The organism is Rhodococcus sp. RDE2, from assembly GCF_020885655.1.
Lineage (GTDB): Bacteria > Actinomycetota > Actinomycetes > Mycobacteriales > Mycobacteriaceae > Rhodococcus > Rhodococcus pyridinivorans.
Window position 1 is genome coordinate 5,236,300 of sequence record NZ_AP025186.1, and the last position, 19,698, is coordinate 5,255,997.

21 protein-coding genes are annotated in these 19,698 nt (G+C 68.0%); 15 read left to right on the forward strand and 6 right to left on the reverse strand.

The features are described from left to right. Position 1: 1 nt before the first annotated feature. Positions 2 to 1,597, reverse strand: a complete 1,596-nt coding sequence (locus LPH33_RS24420; RefSeq protein WP_229566476.1) for a carboxyl transferase domain-containing protein — start codon at positions 1,595 to 1,597, stop codon at positions 2 to 4. A gap of 89 nt (positions 1,598 to 1,686) precedes the next feature. On the opposite strand from LPH33_RS24420, the gene LPH33_RS24425 reads away from it, so the two are divergent. Then, the gene (locus tag LPH33_RS24425; RefSeq protein ID WP_059384396.1) at positions 1,687 to 2,346 is read left to right on the forward strand and encodes a TetR/AcrR family transcriptional regulator; all 660 of its coding nucleotides are present in this window, start codon (positions 1,687 to 1,689) and stop codon (positions 2,344 to 2,346) included. After that, entirely contained in the window at positions 2,343 to 3,113 is a 771-nt protein-coding gene (locus tag LPH33_RS24430) for a thioesterase family protein (RefSeq protein WP_229566478.1), read from the forward strand. The genes LPH33_RS24425 and LPH33_RS24430 overlap by 4 nt, the downstream gene beginning before the upstream one ends. Before the next feature lie 55 nt (positions 3,114 to 3,168). Here the strand turns inward: LPH33_RS24430 and LPH33_RS24435 are convergent, their stop codons facing one another. Then, positions 3,169 to 4,041 (reverse strand): LLM class F420-dependent oxidoreductase, encoded by an 873-nt coding sequence (locus LPH33_RS24435; protein WP_229566479.1) that lies wholly within the window; start codon positions 4,039 to 4,041, stop codon positions 3,169 to 3,171. Between the two features lie 264 nt (positions 4,042 to 4,305). On the opposite strand from LPH33_RS24435, the gene LPH33_RS24440 reads away from it, so the two are divergent. Next, positions 4,306 to 5,946, forward strand: a complete 1,641-nt coding sequence (locus LPH33_RS24440) for a sensor histidine kinase (RefSeq protein ID WP_229566481.1) — start codon at positions 4,306 to 4,308, stop codon at positions 5,944 to 5,946. Next, positions 5,943 to 6,407 carry a response regulator gene (locus LPH33_RS24445; RefSeq protein WP_229566482.1) on the forward strand — a complete coding sequence of 155 codons (465 nt, stop codon included), beginning with the start codon at positions 5,943 to 5,945 and terminating at the stop codon, positions 6,405 to 6,407. The genes LPH33_RS24440 and LPH33_RS24445 overlap by 4 nt, the downstream gene beginning before the upstream one ends. 34 nt (positions 6,408 to 6,441) lie before the next feature. On the opposite strand, the gene LPH33_RS24450 is transcribed toward LPH33_RS24445, so the two are convergent. Beyond that, on the reverse strand, positions 6,442 to 6,687 hold the full coding sequence (locus LPH33_RS24450; RefSeq protein ID WP_229566484.1) for a DUF6480 family protein: 246 nt from the start codon (positions 6,685 to 6,687) through the stop codon (positions 6,442 to 6,444). Positions 6,688 to 6,914: 227 nt separating this feature from the next. Here LPH33_RS24450 and LPH33_RS24455 point away from each other — a divergent pair, with 227 nt between their 5' ends. Beyond that, positions 6,915 to 8,096: a zinc-dependent alcohol dehydrogenase gene (locus LPH33_RS24455; RefSeq protein WP_229566485.1), complete on the forward strand. Its 1,182-nt coding sequence runs from the start codon at positions 6,915 to 6,917 to the stop codon at positions 8,094 to 8,096. 56 nt (positions 8,097 to 8,152) lie between these two features. On the opposite strand, the gene LPH33_RS24460 is transcribed toward LPH33_RS24455, so the two are convergent. Next, positions 8,153 to 8,578, reverse strand: a complete 426-nt coding sequence (locus LPH33_RS24460) for an Hsp20/alpha crystallin family protein (protein WP_064852052.1) — start codon at positions 8,576 to 8,578, stop codon at positions 8,153 to 8,155. Positions 8,579 to 8,737: 159 nt separating this feature from the next. Here LPH33_RS24460 and LPH33_RS24465 point away from each other — a divergent pair, with 159 nt between their 5' ends. From LPH33_RS24465 to LPH33_RS24490, 6 genes are all read left to right on the forward strand, one after another. Beyond that, positions 8,738 to 9,067 (forward strand): MerR family transcriptional regulator, encoded by a 330-nt coding sequence (locus LPH33_RS24465; RefSeq protein WP_026061371.1) that lies wholly within the window; start codon positions 8,738 to 8,740, stop codon positions 9,065 to 9,067. A 126-nt stretch (positions 9,068 to 9,193) separates the two neighbouring features. Next, complete coding sequence (locus LPH33_RS24470) at positions 9,194 to 9,358, forward strand: hypothetical protein (protein ID WP_229566487.1); 165 nt, start codon at positions 9,194 to 9,196, stop codon at positions 9,356 to 9,358. 99 nt (positions 9,359 to 9,457) lie between these two features. Continuing rightward, positions 9,458 to 9,670: a hypothetical protein gene (locus LPH33_RS24475; RefSeq protein WP_229566488.1), complete on the forward strand. Its 213-nt coding sequence runs from the start codon at positions 9,458 to 9,460 to the stop codon at positions 9,668 to 9,670. Positions 9,671 to 9,726: 56 nt separating this feature from the next. Then, on the forward strand, positions 9,727 to 10,620 hold the full coding sequence (locus LPH33_RS24480; protein WP_229566490.1) for an AAA family ATPase: 894 nt from the start codon (positions 9,727 to 9,729) through the stop codon (positions 10,618 to 10,620). Next, the gene (locus tag LPH33_RS24485; protein ID WP_229566491.1) at positions 10,617 to 11,729 is read left to right on the forward strand and encodes a vWA domain-containing protein; all 1,113 of its coding nucleotides are present in this window, start codon (positions 10,617 to 10,619) and stop codon (positions 11,727 to 11,729) included. Before LPH33_RS24480 ends, LPH33_RS24485 begins: the two co-directional genes overlap by 4 nt. Further along, a complete protein-coding gene (locus LPH33_RS24490) occupies positions 11,722 to 12,864 on the forward strand; it encodes an XdhC family protein (protein ID WP_229566492.1) in 1,143 nt (380 codons plus the stop codon). The genes LPH33_RS24485 and LPH33_RS24490 overlap by 8 nt, the downstream gene beginning before the upstream one ends. On the opposite strand, the gene LPH33_RS24495 is transcribed toward LPH33_RS24490, so the two are convergent. Further along, on the reverse strand, positions 12,852 to 13,667 hold the full coding sequence (locus LPH33_RS24495) for a mycofactocin-coupled SDR family oxidoreductase (RefSeq protein WP_229566493.1): 816 nt from the start codon (positions 13,665 to 13,667) through the stop codon (positions 12,852 to 12,854). The genes LPH33_RS24490 and LPH33_RS24495 overlap by 13 nt on opposite strands. A 143-nt stretch (positions 13,668 to 13,810) precedes the next feature. Between LPH33_RS24495 and LPH33_RS24500 the strand changes: the two genes are divergently transcribed. Genes LPH33_RS24500 through LPH33_RS24515 form a run of 4 tightly spaced genes read left to right on the forward strand, consistent with a single transcriptional unit; the run spans position 13,811 to position 18,451 of the window. After that, a complete protein-coding gene (locus LPH33_RS24500) occupies positions 13,811 to 14,299 on the forward strand; it encodes a (2Fe-2S)-binding protein (protein ID WP_060652545.1) in 489 nt (162 codons plus the stop codon). A gap of 2 nt (positions 14,300 to 14,301) precedes the next feature. Further along, complete coding sequence (locus tag LPH33_RS24505) at positions 14,302 to 16,701, forward strand: xanthine dehydrogenase family protein molybdopterin-binding subunit (protein ID WP_229566494.1); 2,400 nt, start codon at positions 14,302 to 14,304, stop codon at positions 16,699 to 16,701. After that, positions 16,698 to 17,552 (forward strand): FAD binding domain-containing protein, encoded by an 855-nt coding sequence (locus LPH33_RS24510; protein ID WP_229566495.1) that lies wholly within the window; start codon positions 16,698 to 16,700, stop codon positions 17,550 to 17,552. The genes LPH33_RS24505 and LPH33_RS24510 overlap by 4 nt, the downstream gene beginning before the upstream one ends. A gap of 53 nt (positions 17,553 to 17,605) precedes the next feature. Further along, positions 17,606 to 18,451 carry an SRPBCC family protein gene (locus LPH33_RS24515; RefSeq protein WP_060652736.1) on the forward strand — a complete coding sequence of 282 codons (846 nt, stop codon included), beginning with the start codon at positions 17,606 to 17,608 and terminating at the stop codon, positions 18,449 to 18,451. A 70-nt stretch (positions 18,452 to 18,521) separates the two neighbouring features. On the opposite strand, the gene LPH33_RS24520 is transcribed toward LPH33_RS24515, so the two are convergent. After that, a complete protein-coding gene (locus tag LPH33_RS24520) occupies positions 18,522 to 19,445 on the reverse strand; it encodes a LysR family transcriptional regulator (protein ID WP_060652542.1) in 924 nt (307 codons plus the stop codon). Positions 19,446 to 19,698 lie beyond the last annotated feature (253 nt).

The following is a 19,698-nucleotide window of genomic DNA, read 5'->3' on the forward strand; positions in this document are numbered from 1 at the left end:
CTCACATCCGGAAGACGCCGTAGGAAACCGGCTCGAGCGGGGCGTTGGCGCACACCGACAGTGCCAGTCCGAGAACTTTTCTGGTGTCTGCGGGATCGATGATGCCGTCGTCCCACAGGCGCGCGGTCGAGTAGTAGGGATTGCCCTGTTCCTCGTACTGGGCGCGGATCGGAGCCTTGAACTCCTCCTCCTGCTCGGCCGTCCAGGGCTTGCCCGAGGCGTCGAGCTGGTCGGAGCGCACCGTGGCCAGCACCGAGGCGGCCTGCTCGCCACCCATGACGGAGATGCGGGCGTTGGGCCACATCCACAGGAAGCGAGGCGAATACGCGCGACCGCACATCGAGTAGTTGCCGGCGCCGTACGAACCGCCGATGACGACGGTCAGCTTCGGCACCCGGGCGCACGCGACGGCGGTGACCATCTTCGCGCCGTGCTTGGCGATGCCGCCGGCCTCGTAGTCGCGGCCGACCATGAAGCCGGAGATGTTCTGCAGGAACACCAGCGGGATCGAGCGCTTGTCGCACAGTTCGATGAAATGCGCTCCCTTGACGGCGGATTCGCCGAAGAGCACACCGTTGTTCGCGATGATGCCGACCGGGTGGCCGTGGATGCGGGCGAAGCCGGTGACGAGCGTCTTGCCGTATTCGGCCTTGAACTCGTGGAACGAGGAGCCGTCGACGACGCGGTCGATGACCTCGTGCACGTCGTAGGGGATGCGCGAGTCGGTGGGCACCACGTCGTACAGCCCGGTGGGGTCGGCCTCGGGTTCGACGGTGGGTTCGACGTCCCACGGGCGCGGGTTGCGCGGACCGAAGGTGGAGACGATGTCGCGCACGATGCGCAGCGCGTCGCGGTCGTCCTCGGCCAGGTGATCGGTGACGCCGGAGACCTTCGAGTGCAGGTCGCCGCCACCGAGTTCCTCCGCGGTGACGACCTCGCCGGTCGCGGCCTTCACCAGCGGCGGGCCACCGAGGAAGATGGTGCCCTGGTTGCGGACGATGACGGCCTCGTCGCTCATCGCGGGGACGTAGGCGCCGCCGGCGGTGCACGAGCCCATGACCGCAGCGATCTGCGGAATCCCCTTGGCGCTCATGGTGGCCTGGTTGTAGAAGATGCGGCCGAAGTGCTCGCGGTCGGGGAAGACCTCGTCCTGCCGCGGCAGGAAGGCGCCGCCGGAGTCGACGAGGTACAGGCACGGCAGGTTGTTCTGCAGCGCGACTTCCTGCGCCCGCAGGTGCTTCTTGACCGTGATCGGGTAGTAGGTGCCGCCCTTGACGGTGGCGTCGTTCGCGACGATCACGCACTCGCGGCCGGCGACACGGCCGATGCCGGCGATCATGCCGGCGCCGGGGCACTCGTCGTCGTACATGCCGTCGGCGGCGAGGGGCGACAGTTCGAGGAACGGGCTGCCCGTGTCGAGCAGTTCGTCCACGCGGTCGCGGGGAAGCAGCTTGCCGCGGGCGACATGCCGCTCCCGGGCTTTCTCGCTGCCACCCAGGGCTGCGGCAGCGAGCTTGTCTCGGAGCTCTCCGACCAGCTGTTCGTGCTGGTCGCGGCTGGCTGTCGAGGCCGTCTCAGCGGTTGTCACGGACACCATCCTCGGTAGATCGACTAATCGCCATTAACTGAAATCTAGGTTAGTTATGATTAACCGAGTTGTCCAGACCACACCGAGCGGAGATTTTCATGACCGAGTCCGCGATCGACGTCTCGACCGCATCGGGACGCCCGACGCGGCGTAGCCTCGCCAAGGCGGAACGCCGACGGGACCTCCTGCGTGCCGCGGCGCACCTGATCGCCGAACGCGGATTCCCCGGGGTCCGCCTCGAAGATCTCGGTGCAGCCGTGGGGATCAGCGGTCCCGCCGTGTACCGCCACTTCCCCAACAAGGACGCCCTGCTCGTCGAGATCCTCGTCGAGATCAGCCGCCGCCTCCTCGCAGGTGGCACGCAGGTCGCCGAGACGACGCCCGACCCGCGCGACGCCCTCGAGGGCCTGGTCGACTTCCATCTCGACTTCGCGCTGGGCGAGCCCGATCTCATCCGCGTGCAGGACCGCGAGTTCACGTCCCTCCCGGACGAGGGGCAGCGGGAGGTGAGGGTGACCCAGCGTCGCTACGTCGAGATCTGGGTCGACGTCCTGCGCCGCATCGACCCCGCACTGCCCGAATCCGACGCGCGCACGATGGCACACGCGACCTTCGGACTCATCAACTCGACACCGCACAGTGCCGACCCGCGTTCCCCCGAAGGCACCCGCGCGGTGCTGCGACGCATGGCACTGGCAGCTCTCGCCGCGACCCCCTCGGCTCTCGCGGCAGAGCCGGCACGAACGGAGACCGCATGAACTACTTCGAACGACTCGGCCAGACCTCCTTCCGCGCCACCGAACACGTCGGTGGAGCATGGAACGAGGCGGAGCAGCACATCGCGCCCGCCCTCGGGCTGATCGCCCACGTCGTCGAATGCGACCGCGACGCGCGACGCGACGACGACCTCGCGATCGGACGCCTGTCGTACGACATCCTCGGCACCGTGCCCGTCGGTCCCGTCGTCACGACCGTCGAGGTCCTGCGGCCCGGACGCACCATCGAACTCGTGGAAGCGACCCTTGCCTACGACGGGCGCGCGATCGTGCGTGCGCGCGCGTGGCTGATGCAGACCCGTCCCACCGCGGAGATCGCCGGCAGCACGCTGCAGCCGATTCCGTCGCCCGAGGACTGCGAACCCTGGGACCCGACGACTCTGTGGCCGGGAGGATTCATCGACTCGGTGGAGGTGCGTCGCGTCTCGACCGCACCCGGACGGGCCTCGTTCTGGGTGCGTACCGATCTGCCGCTCGTGGAGGGCGAGAAGGTCAGCGATCTCGCCGCCACGGCCGGCCTGTTCGACATTGCCAACGGCATGGCGGTGCGTGCCGATCCGAGGACGGTCGCCTTCCCCAATCTCGATCTGACCGCGCACCTGTTCGCCGAACCCCGTGGTGAATGGGTCGGCTTCGATACGTCGGTCTCGTTCGGCGCCGACGGCATCGGCCTGACGAGCACGGTGCTGCACGATGCGACCGGCCCGATCGGCACGATGTCCCAGATTCTCACGGTGCGGCCGATCTGAGCGGCCGCATCGATCCGGTGACCTCGGGGTCCGGTGGCCTCGGGGTTCGGTGGCCTCAGCTCAGCAGCGCGGACGCGAGCTGCCGGTAGCCCTCGCTCGGGAAGGTGAACGGATCCGCGGTGAGCACCTGGATGGCGACCTCGTCGGCACCGGCGGCATAGTGCTTCTCGATGCCGGCGACGACGCTGTCGAGATCACCCCACGGGATGAGCACGTCCATCAGGGCGTCGCTGCCACCGTCGGCGAGGTCCTCGTCGGTGTACCCGAGACGACGCAGGTTGTTCGAGTAGTTCGGCAGCGCGAGATAACCGCGCATGTACTCGCGGGCGATGCCACGCGCGACGGTCTCGTCGGTTTCGAGGACGACGGCCACCTCGGGCGCGAGCAACGGCTCCGAGCCGAGGGCCTCACGCGCAACCGCCGTGTGCTCGGGCGGAACGAAGTACGGATGGGCTCCTGCCGCGCGCCCGGCGGACAGCTTCAGCATGCGCGGGCCGAGCGCCGCGAGGACCCTGCGATCGGTGGGCACCGGCGTCGACGCCGCATCGAGGCCGTCGAGGTACTCGACCATCCGGCTGTAGGGCTTGGTGTAGCTGGTGTTCTCCCGCGCGTCGACGACGGGGGCGTGACTCGTTCCGACGCCCAGCAGGAAACGACCGGGATACCGCGACTCCAGATCGGCGACCGCAGCAGCCGTGGTCTCCGGGTCGGCGTGCCAGATGCTGATGATGCCGCTCGCCAGCTCGAGCGTCGTCGTCGCCGCGAGCAGTTCACCGTAGACGGAGGGGAAACCGTCCTGGAATCCGCCGGACGTCCACAACCGGGAGTACCCGAGCTCCTCCAGTTCGCGGGCGGCATCGAGCGCCTGCTCGCGAACCTTCCGACTGAGCCAGAACGCGCCACCCCACACACTCACTCGTCGTGTCATGCGACCGACCCTAATCGCGTTCCGGCACTCGGTGCAGCCGGTTCGGCCCGTGGCCGGATCGGAACGGCTCCACCGGTCGGCTACAGTTCGCATTCGGGTTCAACAGACAGCCCGTCCATACGTGTGTTCGCAGACCGACAGGTCCGGGACCGCACCGCCGTCGGGATTCGTCACCCGTAGGCGCGAATCGGGCACGGACCGGGAAGCTGGGGTGGATGTGATCGGTTTCGTGCGTTCCGCCGATGTCGGAGCGACGGTGCAGCGGTGAGGGATCCCTCGGTTCCCGAACCGCGTATCGAGCGCATCTCCTCGCGGCTGGCCGTGCAGAGCTGGTTCCAGTTGGCGTTCGCGCTCCTGGCGGTGTTCGCCGTCGTCGGTTCGATCGTGGGCGGGATCTTCATCCAGCGCACCGTGCAGATCACCGACGAGGTGACGGAGCGGATCCAGCCGGCGATGACGCAGGCCTTCACCTTGCAGACCGCTCTGCTCGATCAACAGACCGCGGTCCGCGGGTATGCGCTCACGACCGAACCCGTCTTCCTCGGGCCGTACCGCGCAGGTCAGGAGAACCAGCAGGTCGCGCTCGGTCGTCTTCGCGAGCTCCTCGCCGAGCATCCGGATCTGCTCGCCGACATCGACACCATCGAAGCCGCCGCTGTGCAGTGGCGGACGCAGTACGCAGAGCCGATCATCGAGACCGTCGTTCCCGGGGAGCCGCGTCCCGTCGACCCGGCCCTGGCCGAGCAGGACCGGCTGGCCTTCGGTGAGATCCGGTCGATGTTCGCCCAGGAGAACAACGCGCTCTCCGATGTCCTGGCGAAGGACCTCGACGAACTCGCGAAGTCCCGCACCATCCGCAATTCGGTGCTGATCGCGATGGTGATCACGTTCATCCTCACCGGCCTCGCCACGGTGGTCCTCGTCCACAACCTCGTCGCCGTGCCGCTCGCCAGGCTCCGCCGGGCCAGCCGCCGAGTCGCGATAGAGGAGAACTTCTACCAGCACATCTACCCCCAGGGACCGAAGGACATCCGGGCACTCGCCCTCGATGTCGAGACGATGCGCGGTCGTATCGCGGACGCATTGGCGGATTCCCGGAACCAGCAGGCGCTGCTCGCGAAACAGACCGAGGATCTCGATTCCCAGGCCGAGGAACTCCGCCGCTCGAACACCGAACTCGAGCAGTTCGCCTACGTCGCGTCGCACGATCTGCAGGAACCGCTGCGGAAGGTCGCGTCCTTCTGCCAACTGCTCGAGAAGCGGTACGGCGACGTCCTCGACGATCGCGGACGGCAGTACGTCGAATACGCCGTGGACGGTGCGAAACGTATGCAGGTGCTGATCAGCGATCTGCTCGCCTTCTCCCGGGTCGGACGTGTCCACGACGCCTACGTCCGGGTCGACCTCGGCCGGCCGCTCGAGAAGGCGTTGTTCAATCTCTCCGCGTCCGTCGAGGAGACGCAGGCGCGGATCGAACGCCCCGACGAGCTGCCCGAACTCACCGGCGACCCCACTCTGCTGACGATGCTGTGGCAGAACCTGGTCGGCAACGCCATCAAGTTCCGGCATCCCGATCGCACCCCGGTGATCAGGATCGAGTGCGAAAAAGTCGAGGACGAGTCGGACGGTCCGCAGTGGCACTTCTGCGTCACCGACAACGGCATCGGGATCGACAGCGAGTACGCCGAGAAGGTGTTCGTCATCTTCCAGCGGCTGCATCCTCGCGACGATTACCAGGGCACCGGTATCGGACTGGCGCTGAGCAAGAAAATCGTCGAGTATCACGCGGGAAGAATCTGGATCGACACCGAGTATGGCGATACTCATACCGAGGGCACTCGAATCTGCTTCACCCTCGGAACCGCATCACGCCCCGTCGAGCAGAAGCAGGGGACAACGTCATGAGGAGCACGATCGTGACCTATCCCGCTGCCCGACCGGTGGACGTCCTGTTGGTCGAGGACGATCCCGGCGACGAGCTGATGACCCGTGAAGCATTCGAGGACAACAAGATCGGCAACGCCCTACACGTCGTCCGCGACGGGGCGGAAGCACTCGACTTCCTGTACCGCCGGGGCGCCCACGAGGGTGCGCCGCGCCCGGATCTGATCCTGCTCGACCTGAACCTGCCGAAATACGACGGCCGGCAGGTGCTGACGAAGATCAAGTCCGATCCGGAACTGTCCGACATCCCGGTCGTGGTGCTCACGACCTCGTCGGCGGAGGAGGACATTCTCCGCAGCTATAAGCTGCACGCCAATGCGTACGTCACCAAGCCGGTCGATCTCGACCAGTTCATCGGTGCCGTGAAGCAGATCGACGAATTCTTCGTGCAGGTCGTGCGGCTACCGCGTCGCGGACGCTGACGAAAAGCTCCGCGGCGCGGCTCCGGCCGAACCGTCAGGACAGGATGCCGAAGATCGCGACCACGAAGATGATCACGATCACCGCGACGGCGAGCAGCGTGAGCCACCCGCTGATGGGGAATCGCTTCCTCGTGTCGGGTTCCGGGGCGGACAGCCCGGACGTCGTCCCCGAATCGGGGGGCGTCGATCCGGGCGCCACGCCGCCACTGGGCTCGAGATCCGGGGTGCGCGAAGGTTCGGGATCCTGACTTCCGTGGTGTTCGGGGTCCGAAATGGTCACCTGACCTCCTTCTGTGCGGCTGCGCTCCCGCAAGAGCGGCCACAGACATGTGTCGCGGTGATTCGGTTCTGTGGCGACATACCTCTCCTCCGGCACGCGCAAACATGTGCGGCGCGGCAGGGACCCGCTCGCGGGCAGCGTTTGCCCGCGCCGAGCGGGGGTAGGCATCGAGGGACACGTGCCGGGCACGGCCCGACATTCCTGCACCCGAGGAGCCGAGGAGCGACATGAAGGCAGTGACATGGCAGGGGCGCCGTAACGTGAGCGTCGATACGGTGCCCGATCCGACGATCCAGGAGGCCGGTGACGCCGTCATCCGCGTCACCACCACCAACATCTGCGGCTCCGATCTGCACCTGTACGAGGTGTTGGGAGCCTTCATGACTCCCGGCGACATCCTCGGTCACGAACCGATGGGCATCGTCGAGGAGGTCGGCTCCGGCGTCACGAAACTGAAGCCCGGCGACCGGGTGGTGATCCCCTTCCAGGTGTGCTGCGGCCAGTGCTTCATGTGTACCCACGGCCTGCATTCGCAGTGCGAGACCACTCAGGTCCGTGAGGAGGGCACCGGTGCCGCACTGTTCGGCTACTCGAAGCTCTACGGCAGCGTGCCCGGTGGGCAGGCCGAATATCTGCGCGTCCCCCATGCCGACGCCACCCACATCAAGGTCCCGGAAGGACCGGCCGACGACCGTTTCGTCTACCTCTCCGACGTGCTGCCCACCGCGTGGCAGGCCGTCGAATACGCGGAGATCCCCGACGGCGGCAGTGTCACGGTGCTCGGCCTCGGCCCCATCGGTGAGATGGCCGCGCGCATCGCGGCGCACAAGGGTGCCCGCGTGATCGGCGTGGACATGGTTCCCGAGCGACTGGCCCGCGCGGCCTCCCGCGGTATCGAGGTCGTCGATCTGCGCGAGGTCGACAACAACCCCGGCGACATGATCCGTGACATGACGAACGGGCGCGGCACCGATTCGGTGATCGACGCTGTGGGTATGGAGGCGCACGGCTCGCCCGTCGCGAAGCTCGCCCAGAGTGCCGCCGGTTTCCTGCCGCCGGCGATCGCCGAGCCGTTCATGGAGAAGGCCGGAGTGGACCGTCTCCACGCGCTGTACACCGCGATCGACGTCGTGCGGCGTGGTGGCGCGATCTCGCTGAGCGGTGTGTACGGCGGGGCGGCGGATCCGATGCCGATGCTCACCCTGTTCGACAAGCAGATCCGTCTCCACATGGGTCAGGCCAACGTGTTGAACTGGGTCCCGGAGATCCTGCCGCTGCTGACCGACGAGGATCCGCTGGGGGTCGACGACTTCGCGACCCACCGCCTCCCGCTCGACGACGCACCGCACGCGTACGAGATCTTCCAGAAGAAGCAGGACGGCGCCATCAAGATCGGACTCAAACCGTAGTGGACGCAGCCGAACCGGGCCCGGGATGGTTCCCGGGCCCGGTTCGCCGTAGCGGTTCACTTCTCGATCGCGGCCTGTCCGTTGCTTTCCGCGTCGATCACGGAGATCTTGCGGGGCTTCGCCTTCTCTGCGACCGGAATCGTCACGCGCAGAACACCACCGCGATACTGCGCTTCGATCCGATCGGTGTCGAGGGTGTCACCGAGGAACAACCGACGAGTGAAGACACCGCGCGGCCTCTCGGTGGAGACGAATTCCTTGTCCCGGTCGACTTCCGGACGTTCCGCGCGCACAGTGAGCACGTTGCGTTCGACATCGAGGTCGATCGAGTCGGCGTCGACGCCCGGGAGATCGAACTCGGCGACGAAACGGTCACCTTCTCGCCATGCATCGAGCGGCATCACCGCGGGCCGTGCCATGGTCCCGAGCACCTGCTGCGTGAAGCGATCGATATCGCGGAACGGGTCGGTGCGCATCAACATCGGTCTGTCACCTCCGACTGTCCGGCCGTTCGTGACGGCCACACTCTGTTCGATTATCTGTGTCTGTAGACACAGATTTATTATGGCCCTGTGATAAGGTTCGGTCAAGGCCGCGGATGACCGCGGCGCGACCCGAGAACACCGACTCCGGAGGAAACGATGACGCCAGATCCGTTACGCGCCCGGCGCGGGGTCTACGGTATCTCGGTGGCCGCCGAACTGTCGGGACTCGACCCGCAGACCCTGCGCCTGTACGAACGCCGAGGGCTGCTGAACCCCGAACGCACAGCAGGCGGAACGCGCCGCTACAGCGACAACGATCTCGAGATCGTCCAACGGATCGTCGAACTGGTGGGCTCCGGAATCAATATCGCCGGAATCGCCCGGATCCTCGAACTCGAGGCGAACAACGCGGCCCTCAGGGAGGACAACGACCGTCTGCGCTCCACTCTGGACAGCAGGCCCCCTCCCCCGCCACATACTTCCTAGACCTCCTCTACCTGCGCAAACAGCAGAAAGACCGGGCCGGTTCAGGAGAACCGGGCTAACATTCAAGAACGCCTCAGAGGTGCGTAGGAGTGCGTCCACCAAGTGACGCACCGATAGCAATAAGGGGTGACCTCAGTGCGCAATGCACAGCACGATTCACCGAATACCGGACAGGGACAGCAGGACACGGCATCCCGGCCGACCCACATCGCAGACGACACGATCCGCTGGCCCGATCCGAGCCCACTGGACGGATGGTGGGCCCGCGTCATGGGCAAGTCGGTGCCCTGAGAGGAACCGGCACGATCCGACCATTCCACGACATCGATTCGCCGATACCGAGTTCGATCGGTATCACCGATATCGAGTCCGATTGATATCGAGGTGGACATGATGCCGCACCGCGACCCGCTCTCCGGTGGCCGGTGGGTCTTCCGTTGCGACCATTGCGATCACTGCTACCGCACTGCCGCACAGAACAGGCTGCAGGCAGAGCTCCATGCCCGGATGAACGGCTGGGCCACCCATCCGACGACGTTGTGCCCCGGATGCGCGACACTGTTCACCGGCGAGTTCGCGCCGCTCGCGCACGCCGACGGTTGAGCCGATAGTTGTCGCAGTCGCCGGTCGGGAGACGGGTGAGCATCTAGGCTCGCTTCATGACCGGCGACGCGACGCGCATCGATTCACCCGAGAAACTTTCGGCTGCTCTCGAGACCACGGGATATCTCGCCGACGACGGACTGGCGACCGTCGTCTTCCTCGCGATGCGTATGGGCCGGCCGCTCTTCTGCGAAGGCGAACCCGGAACCGGGAAGACTTCGCTCGCAGCGGCTCTCGCTCAGGCCCTGGATCTGCCGATGGTCCGGTTGCAGTGCCACGAGGGCATCGACGCCTCGCAGGCCCTCTACGACTGGGATTTTCCCCGACAGTTGCTCCATCTGCGGTCGCTCGAAGCGGCGAGCGACGGCGTGGTCGATGCGGACACCGCCGAGCGTTCCCTCTACACGGAGCGCTATCTTCTCGTCCGCCCGTTGCTGCAGGCGCTCACCGACTCGCCGTGCGTGCTGCTCGTCGACGAGATCGACCGCGCCGACGACGAGTTCGAGGCGTTCCTGCTCCAGTTGCTCGACGAGAACGCGGTGACGATCCCCGAATTGGGCGAGATCCGCGCGGAGGTTCCCCCGCTGGTGGTGCTCACCTCCAATCGGACCCGTGAGGTGCACGACGCGCTCAAGCGCCGTTGTCTGTACCACTGGGTGGAGCATCCCGATCTCGAACGCGAGGTCGCGATCCTGCAGCGGCGGTTGCCCGGTCTGGGGCACCCGCTCGCCGAACAGATCGCCCGCGCGGTGCGCTCGCTCCGCGAACAGGACCTCCTGAAGCCACCGGGGATCGCCGAATCCCTCGACTGGGCGCGCGCACTGGTCGCCCTCGACCGCGACGTCCTCGACGCGGCGACCGCCGCAGCGACACTCGGTGCCGTACTGAAGTACCGCGAGGACATCGACCGCGTCACCCGCGCCGGGCTCGACCTCTCGAGGGCCGGATGACAACCGCCCCCGGTCCGGTCGTCGGGCTGGCCGGCTTCTGCCGCGCCCTCGCCGCCGCCGGACTGCCCGTCGCCCTCGACGCCACCGCCACTTATCTCGACGCCCTCGCGCACGTCGACGTCGGGGATCCCGTGCAGATCTACTGGGCGGGCCGCGCCACGCTGTGCCGCACCCCGGACGACACGGCCCGCTACGACGCGACCTTCGTCCACTGGTTCGGCGACACCGTCCCCACCGGCTCGCGCACCCACGGGCAACGCACCCGCACCGCGCGGATCGCCGCGCTGACCCGTGGTGAGGGAGCCGACGGCGACTCCGGTGACGACGCGCCACGACTGCAGGTCGCGGCGGACGACTCCGACGTCCTCCGGCACCGCGACGTGGCCGAACTGACGACCGCCGAACGCGCTCACCTCTCCGAACTCCTCGCGCGGTTGCAGCCCCGACCCCCGACGCGCCGGGGACTGCGGTCGAAGCCCTCCCGCCGCGGGCCGGTGGACCCGCGGCACACCCTGCGCGACATGCTGGCGAACGGCGGCGAACCCGTCCGGCCGCGGCACCGGGCACGGGCGACGAGACCGCGCCGGGTGGTGCTGCTGATCGACGTATCCGGCTCGATGACTCCCTACGCCGACGCGCTCCTGCGGTTCGCGCACGTCGTCACGCGTGCCGCGCCGTCGTCCACCGAGGTGTTCTCCCTCGGCACGCGGCTGACCCGACTGTCGCGGGCGCTGCGTGCCCGCGACCCGCAGATCGCGCTCGCCGGGGCCTCGCGTGCGGTTCCCGACTGGGCCGGCGGGACACGTCTCGGCGACACGCTCGGTGCGTTCCTGGATCGTTGGGGGCGCAGGGGATTCGCGCGCGGCGCGGTGGTCGTGATCTTCTCCGACGGCTGGGAGCGCGGCGATGCCTCGCTGCTCGGGGAACGGATGGCGCAACTGCATCGCCTCGCGCACCGCGTGCTGTGGGTGAACCCGCACGCCGGCGGCGCCGGATACGAACCGATCCAGTCGGGTATCTCCGCGGCCCTGCCGCACATCGATCGTCTGCTCGCGGGACACAGCCTCGCGACACTGGAAGAACTTCTCGAGGAGGTTCGACGTGCGTGAAATTCTGGACGAGCTCGACCGGCGGTACCGGGACGGGGAGGCCGTCGCGGTGGGCACCGTGGTCTCGACCTTCCGCTCGGCGCCCCGGGGACCGGGTGCATCGATGCTGGTCGCGCAGGACGGCACCGTCACCGGCAGTGTCTCGGGCGGGTGCGTCGAAGGCGACGTCTACGAACTCGGCCGGTCGGTCATCGACAACGGGCAGCCGGTGCTGCAGCGCTACGGGGTCTCCGACGACGACGCGTTCTCCGTCGGCCTGACCTGCGGCGGCATCATCGACGTCTTCGTCGAACGGATCGACGCCGCGTCCTTCCCCGCCTTCACCGACCTGCTCGACTCCGTCCGCGCGGGCGAACCCGTCGCGCTCGCGACCGTCACCGCCCATCCCGATCCGGCGGTACGGGGACGGCGGATGGTCGTGTGGCGCGACCGCGCCGACGGACAGCTCGCCTCGTCCCGCATGCACGACGCCGTCGTCGACGATGCGCGCGGCCTGCTCGAGGTGGGACGTTCGGGCACCCTCCACTACGGCACCGACGGTGAGCGTCGCGGCGAGGGGATGTCGGTGTTCGTCAACGTCTTCCAGCCCCCACCGCGGCTGATCGTGTTCGGGGCGATCGACTTCGCGTCGGCGATGGCCCGGCTCGGCTCGTTCCTCGGTTACACCGTGACGGTGTGCGACGCGCGTGGGGTGTTCGCCACCGAGGCCCGCTTCCCCGGCGCCCACGAGGTGATCGTCGACTGGCCGCACCGCTATCTCGCGGCCGAGGCCGAAGCCGGACGGGTGGACGCCCGCACCGTCATCACGGTACTCACCCATGACCCGAAGTTCGACGTCCCGCTCCTCGAGGTCGCCCTACGGCTCGACGTGGCCTACGTGGGGGCGATGGGGTCGCGCCGCACCCACGACGACCGGATGGAGCGTCTTCGGGAGACGGGACTGACCGAGGAGGAACTGGCGCGCCTGTCGTCGCCGATCGGTCTGGATCTCGGGGCCCGCACCCCGGAGGAGACCGCGGTGTCGATCGCCGCCGAGATCATCGCGCTGCGCTGGGGCGGGGGCGGCGGCCGCCTCGCCGAGACACGCGGACCGATCCATGCCCACGAGGAGCACATCGGCGCTCAGAAGTACTGAGCACCACCGTCGATCGCGAAGCTCTGGGCGGTGACGAAGGCGGACTCGTCGGACGCGAGGAAGGCGACCATGTTCGCGATCTCGTCCGCCTCGGCCATGTACTTGTTCAGGAAGGGCATGGTCATGCCGCCGAGCCGGGGGTTGCTCTCGGCCGTCTGCGCGATGCGTTCGCGCATCGAACCGGATCCCATCGGGGTGTTCACCGCGCCCGGGTGGATGCTGTTGACCCGGATGTCGTGCTGTCCGAGTTCGGCGGCGAAGGCCCGCGCCATCCCGACGAGGGCGTGCTTGCTGGTCGTGTAGTGCACCATGAACGGCTGCAGCTTCACGCCGGCGAGCGAGCTGGTCACGACGATCGAACCGCCGCCGCGGGTGATGAGGTGCGGGGCGGCCGCGGTGATCGTGTTCCACACGCCGGTGACGTTGATGTCGAGGGTGTCGCGGAAGCTCTCGGGGGTGATCTCGTCCCACGTCTGCGGGATGCAGATACCCGCGTTGGCGACCACGACGTCGAGCCCGCCGAACTGCGCGGCACCTTCGTCGAGCACCGCCTTCGTGCCGTCGAGATCACGGACGTCGCACTGCACCAGATGCGCCTTCGCGCCCTCCGCCTCGACCAGCCGGCGGGTCTCGTCGAGGTCGTCGGGCGTGGGGGAATCGTAGGGGACGCCCGGCAGCGGACCGGCGAGATCGATACCGACGATCTGCGCGCCCTCCTGCGCGAGCCGGACCGCGTGGGCGCGGCCCTGACCGCGCGCGACTCCGGTGATGAAGGCGACCTTGTCCTCGAGGCGACGGGTCATGCGGTTCCTCTCGTGACGACTTCCGCCTCCGATCGACGCGAGCACGAAGGCGATTTCGGCGATTCGGGTCCTTTCTACGCGCGATATGCAGCAGAGTGTCAGTGATCTGTATCACTGCGCTACGCGAGGTACTTGGAGGACCGATGCGCATCACTGTCACCGTAGACGGAACGCAGTACACGGACGACGTGGAACCGCGACTGCTTCTCGTCCACTACCTCAGAGATCGGCTCGGGAAGGTGGGCACGGTGGTCGGCTGCGACACGAGCAACTGCGGCGCCTGCACCGTGTTGCTCGACGACCACAGCGTCAAGTCGTGCTCGATGCTCGCGGTACAGGCCGACGGACACTCGGTCACCACCGTCGAAGGGCTCTCCGAGAACGGCAGCCTGCATCCGGTCCAGGAGGCGTTCCGCGAGAAGCACGCCCTGCAGTGCGGCTTCTGTACGCCCGGGATGATCATGGCGACCATCGACCTGCTCTCCGAGAACTCCGATCCGAGCGACGAGGACGTGCGGCACGGCCTCGAAGGAAATCTGTGCCGCTGCACCGGATACCAGAACATCGTGGCCGCTGCGCGTGACGCCGCCCAGCGACTGCGCGAGAACCCGGCCGCCACGCAGGAGGTATGACGATGACGAGCACCGTGGATCCCACCACCGACGAGGGAACCGGCGAATCCGAACTCGGCCGGGCACGCCGCCGCAAGGAGGACGAGCACCTCGTCACCGGCCGCACTCGCTGGACCGACAACATCGTGCTCCCCGGGATGCTGCACGCCGCGATCCTGCGCAGCCCGGTCGCGCACGCCCGCATCACCGGCCTCGACGTCTCCGAGGCCCGGAGCAAGCCGGGGGTCGTCGCCGTCTACACGGGGGCCGACCTCGCCGAGGAGCAGGGCAGCCTGCCGTGCGCGTGGCCGATCACCGAGGACATGAAGACCCCGAACGCCCCGGCCCTGGCCGTCGACACCGTGCGCTTCGCGGGTGAGGCCGTCGCAGTCGTGGTGGCCCGCAGCGCATACGAGGCCCACGACGCCCTCGACGCGATCGACGTCGACTACGAGGACCTGCCGGTCGTGCTCGATCTCGAGAGCGCGGCGCAGGGCGGCGACCTCGTCCACCCCGATCTCGGCACCAACGTCAGCGCGACGTGGGTGTTCGACTCCGCCGAGGCGGGCAGCGGCGGCAACGTCGAGGACGCGATCCGCGACGCGGAGGTGGTCGTCGAACGGACCTTCCGGCAGCAGCGGCTCATCCCGGCCTTCATGGAACCGCGGTCGGTCGTCGTCGACCCCACCGCCTCGCAGATCACCATGTGGTCGGCGACCCAGGTCCCGCACGTGCTGAAGCTGATGCTCGCGATGACCCTCGGTCTCCCCGAGCACAAACTGCGCGTCATCGCCCCCGACGTGGGCGGTGGTTTCGGCGGCAAGCTGCAGGTCACGCCGGAGGAGGTGCTCACGCTCCTCATCGCGCGTCGCCTGCACAAGCCCGTCAAGTACACCGAGACGCGCAGCGAGTCGATGCTCGCCGCGCACCACGGCCGCGACCAGGTCCAGAAACTGACCCTCGCCGCGCGCCGCGACGGCACCGTCACGGGCCTGAAGGTGGAACTGCTCGCCGACATGGGCGCCTACCTGCGCCTCGTCACCCCGGGCGTGCCGATCCTCGGCGCGTTCATGTTCAACGGCATCTACAAGTTCGACTCGTACCGGTTCGCGTGCACCAACGTGTTCACCAACAAGGTGCCCACCGACGCCTACCGCGGCGCCGGACGCCCCGAGGCCACCTTCGCGATCGAACGCATCATGGACGAGCTCGCCGTCGAACTGTCCATGGATCCCCTCGAGCTCCGCGAGAAGAACTGGATCAAGCACGAGGAGTTCCCGTTCGACACCGTCGCGGGTCTGACCTACGACTCGGGCAACTACGAGGCCGCGACGGCCAAGGCACGAGAGTTGTTCGACTACGACGCATTACGGCGCGAGCAGGCCGAACGACGCGAGCGCAACGACCCGGTGCAACTCGGTCTCGGTGTCTCCACGTTCACGGAGATGTGCGGCCTGGCCCCGTCGCGAGTGCTCGGTTCGCTCTCCTACGGCGCCGGCGGCTGGGAGCACGCCGCCATCCGGATGCTCCCCACCGGCAAGGTGGAGGTCGTCACCGGTTCGTCCGCCCACGGTCAGGGCCACGAGACGGCGTGGAGCCAGATCGTCGCCGACCGGCTCGGAATCCCGTTCGAGGACATCGAGATCCTGCACGGCGACACGCAGAGCTCACCGCGCGGTCTCGACACCTACGGCTCCCGCTCGCTCGCGGTCGGTGGCATCGCGGTCGTGAAGGCCGCCGAGAAGGTGGTCGCCAAGGCCCGGCCGATCGCCGCGCACCTGCTCGAATGTTCCGAGGACGACCTGGATTTCGAAGCCGGGCAGTTCCGCGTCAAAGGCACCGCGAAGTCCGTCGGGCTCACCGACGTCGCGCTCGCGGTGTTCGCCGCGCACGACCTGCCCGACGGTGTCGAACCGAACCTCGACTCCGAGGCGACCTACGATCCCGACAACTTCTCGTTCCCGCACGGCACCCACCTGTGCGCGATCGAGGTCGACACCGAGACGGGGCATGCGCGCATCCGCAAGTACGTGTGCGTCGACGACGTCGGGCACGTCGTGAACCCGCTCATCGTCGAGGGTCAGGTGCACGGCGGACTCGCCCAGGGCATCGCGCAGGCCTTGTACGAGGAAGCGGTGCACGACGAGTCGGGCACGTTGCTGAGTTCGTCGTTCGCCGAATATCTGCTGCCCACCGCGGTGGATCTGCCGCCCTTCGTCACCGATCGCACCGACACCCCGGCACCCGGTAATCCGCTGGGTGTCAAGGGTGTCGGCGAGGCAGGAACCATCGCCTCCACCCCGGCCGTCGTCAACGCCGTACTCGACGCGGTCCGGCCGTTCGGCGTCACCGACGTCGAGATGCCCTGTACACCGATGCGGATCTGGCACGCGCTCCGCGACGCCCGAGGAGGCACGAAATGATTCCGGCCCCGTTCGACTACGTCGCCCCGTCGAGCATCGACGAAGCGGTCGCCGCGCTGACCGAGGCCGGTGAGGACGCGAAGGTCATCGCCGGCGGTCAGAGCCTCATGCCCGTCCTGCGACTGCGGATGGCGGCACCGACGGTGCTCGTCGACCTCGGCAGGATCCCCGAACTGCGGGGCATCCGCGACGACGGCGACGCCCTGGTGATCGGTGCGACCACCACCCACCACGACGTGCTGCACGACCCGCTCGTCGCGGAACACGCGCGGTTGCTGGCCGAGGCGACGGCGACCGTCGCCGATCCCCAGATCCGGCACCGCGGCACGTTCGGCGGGTCGCTCGTGCACGCCGACCCGGCCGGGGATCTCGCGGCGCCGGCCGTGGCGCTCGAGGCGACCTTCACCGTGGCCGGTCCGTCCGGGCGTCGCACCATCGCGACGGACGACTTCTTCCAGGACTACTTCACGACCGCGGTCGAACCCGGAGAGATCCTCGTCGAGGTCCGGATTCCCAAGCACACGGGCTGGTCGGCGCGCTACGAGAAGTTCCATCGCGCGGCCCAGCAGTGGTCGATCGTCGGGGTCGCGGCGACCCTGCAGGCGTCCGGCGGCACCATCGAGCGGGCGAGGATCGCCCTCACGAACATGGCGGCTGTCCCGGTCCGGGCACGCGGCGTCGAGGAATCGCTGGTCGGCAGGCCTGCGACGGCCGAGACGATCCGCGAGGCCGCCGAGCTCGCCACCGACGGCACGGCTCCCATGACCGACGGGAATGCCGACGCCGAGTATCGGAGCCACCTCGCCCGGGTACTCACCCGACGAGCGGTCACCACTGCCTCCGGGGTCTAGGCGTTCCCACGCCGAACACCGAGATCCCGGACCACTTGTTCGGAAAGGACCTCATGCAACTCGAACACACACTGTCCGTTCCCGCCCCGGTCGACGAGGTGTGGACCGCCCTGCTGAATCCGGAGAAGGTCGCGCCGTGCATGCCGGGCGCGACGCTCACCGGGGTCGACGGCGACACGTTCACCGGGACCGTCAAGGTGAAGCTCGGACCGGTGGCGCTCACGTTCAAGGGCACCGGCGTGTACGTCGAGAAGGACGAGAGCGCCCGCCGGGCGGTCATCGAGGCCAATGCGAAGGACACCCGGGGCAACGGCACGGTGGCCGCGACCATCACCGTCACCCTCACCGGCGACGGCGACCGCACCGACGGCATCGTGAACACCGACATGAAGATCACCGGCAAGCCCGCCCAGTTCGGGCGGGGGATGATCTCGGATGTCGGTGGGAAGATCCTCGAGCAGTTCGCGGACTGCCTGTCGAAGAAACTCGGACCCGAAGCAGCGGCCTCCTCCGCGGCGACCGCTGAGGCAGCCGAGTCGCAGCCCAACGAGTCCGTGCCGGCGAGCCCGCCGCTCACCGCCGCGGGTTCGGGCGACGAGCCTGCCGGTGGAGCATTCGTCGGGCCCGGCGCCGGGGACGACGACTCCGCGCAAGCGCGGCCGAACGAGTCGGTTCCGCCCAGCCCGGTGAGCGCCTCACCGGCACCGGCGATGACCTCGACGCCTCCCACGCCGTCGACGACTCCCTCCCCGGCCGCGCCCCCGCAGCCCGAGGCCGAACCGCTCGACCTCATGCAGTACGCGAAGGGATCGGTCGCGACGCGGGTCGCGCCAGTCGGAGTGATCGCGATTCTCGTCGTGGTCATCGCGGTGATCCTCCAGCGTCGATCGGGACGCTGACCTCGCCGGATCCACTCGAACGCTGCGGATCGGACCCGTCGAACGGGCCGGTTCGCAGCGTTCGTCGCTGTCAGCCCGCCTGTGCTGCGACGCGGCGACGCCCGACCGGGTCGAGCTGCGCGCGGAGCCAGGCGTGCGCGGGATCCGCATCGCGCTCGGCGTGCCACACCGCGAATTCGCGCAGGGGCGGCAGCTGGAAGGTCGGTTCCAGGATGCGCAGGGACGCCGCCTCGGCGAGGTGCCGGGCCATGCGCTCGGGCAGGAAGGTGATCATGCGGGTGTTCTCCAGGGCATACGGGAGAACCGCGAGGTTGCCGCTGGTCGCGCCGATCCGGGCCACCACTCCTGCACGCAGCAGGGCGCGGCCGAGGTTGGTGTCGTCGGAGTACTGCACGTAGGACAGCAGCGGGTAGCGGCCGAGCACTTCGCGGGTGAGCTTGGTGCCGGTGTACGGGTGGCCGGACCAGACCGCCCCGACGAATCTGTCGGTCAGCACGACCTGCCTCCGGCAGCTCTCGAACTCCGGGGATTCGAGGACGTATTCCGGCAGCACCGCGAGATCGATCTCGAACCGGCGGAAGGCATCGAGACCGGCACCGTTGAACGGCAGCAGATCGAAACGGATGTTGGCCGGGGTGCTCCCCCGGACCAGCAGACGCAGGAGGGTGATCTCCGCGTAGTCGCCGGTCATGATGGTGAAGGTGCGTGAATCCGTCGCGGGATCGAAACCGGGCGCGGCCAGTACCGAACGCTCGAGGGTCCGCAGCACCTCGCGGAGCGGTTCGACGATCGCCTGGGCCCGCGCGGTGGGACGCAGTGTGCGGCCGCTCTTCACGAGAAGCGGATCGTCGAATTGCTTGCGCAACCGTGCGAGAGCCGTACTCGTCGCCGGTTGCGACATGTTCAGTCGCCGCGCCGCGCGCGTGACATTGCGTTCGGAGAGCAGGACTTCGAGGACGACGAGCAGGTTGAGATCGACCCGTCGCAGATCCATGCGCCCCCCTGACATCGAAACCCGGCGGAACGGGAAATTCCGGCGGCATCGTAGCGCACGACCGTGATGTATACGCAAGGTCGAATACCAGCTATCGGACTTGGACGGCGATCTTGTGAGCGCAGCGAAGTACTACCTACTCTGACCCACGTCCTGACGGCAGCGAACCGTGATTCGCCCTGGCCCGAATTTCGAAGGCGAAATTCTCTACTTGCCGAAGTCCAGTTTCGGCCGGCCGCCGACTCAGGCAGGT